Source organism: Streptomyces sp. NPDC055140 (assembly GCF_053607285.1).
This window is the reverse complement of sequence record NZ_JBSGTG010000187.1, coordinates 1-867: the sequence shown is the minus strand read 5'-3', so window position 1 is coordinate 867 and position 867 is coordinate 1. Positions and strand designations below refer to the sequence as shown.

At 70.5% G+C, this 867-nt stretch carries 1 protein-coding gene; it reads right to left on the bottom strand.

Going from position 1 to position 867, the window contains the following annotated elements:
- Positions 1–831: tetratricopeptide repeat protein (locus ACWFR4_RS48860; RefSeq protein ID WP_453658449.1), on the bottom strand; the 831-nt coding region annotated here is incomplete at its 3' end.
- Between the last annotated feature and the right edge of the window lie 36 nt (positions 832–867).

Sequence of the window (867 nt, the reverse complement as noted above, 5' to 3'; positions counted from 1 at the left end):
GCCCAGCGCCCGCATGCGGCTAGCCAACAGTTCCTCGTACAAGGCCGCAGCGCCGGCCGCATCCCCCACCTCACCCCGCCAGTGGGCCAGGTCATTGCGAGCAGCGAGGGTGTCGGGGTGATCTGGGCCCAGCGCCCGCATGCGGCTAGCCAACAGTTCCTCGTACAAGGCCGCAGCGCCGGCCGCATCCCCCACCTCACCCCGCCAGTGGGCCAGGTCATCGCGAGCAGCGAGGGTGTCGGGGTGATCTGGGCCCAGTTCCCGCATGCGGCTAGCCAACAGCCTCTCGAGCTTGGGCACACCGTTACCCCGATCCGGCGGCGCGGGTTTCATGTGGCCGAAGCTCCCGAAGGAGTTGCGGGGGTCCTGCACCCAAAACCGGTCGGCCTGCATCTCCTCGGACGCAGCCGCATTCTTGGCCTCATTCCGCCAGTGGGCCAGGTTGCTGCGGGTGGTCAGGGTGTCGGCGTGGCTGAGGCCCAGGACTCGCACCCGGTCGGCCAATAGCTTCTCGTACGCGGCTACGGCGCCGACCGCGTCCCCGGCTGTACCTCGCCAATAGGCGAGGTTGCCTTGGGCTGCAAGAGTGTGGAGGTGGTAGGGGCCCAGGAGCCGTGCCCGGTCGGCTAGTAGTTCCTCGAACGCGGCTGCGGCGCCCGCCGCGTCGCCCGCCTCACCCCGCCAATAGGCAAGGTTGCCGCGCACGGCCAGAGTGTGGAGGTGGCCGGGGCCCTGCACCCGCACCAAGTCAGGCAGTAGTTCCTCGAGCGCAGCTGCGGCGCCCGCCGCGTCGCCCGCCTCACCCCGCCAATAGGCAAGGTTGCCGCGCACGGCCAGAGTGTGGAGGTGGCCGGGGCCCTGCACCCG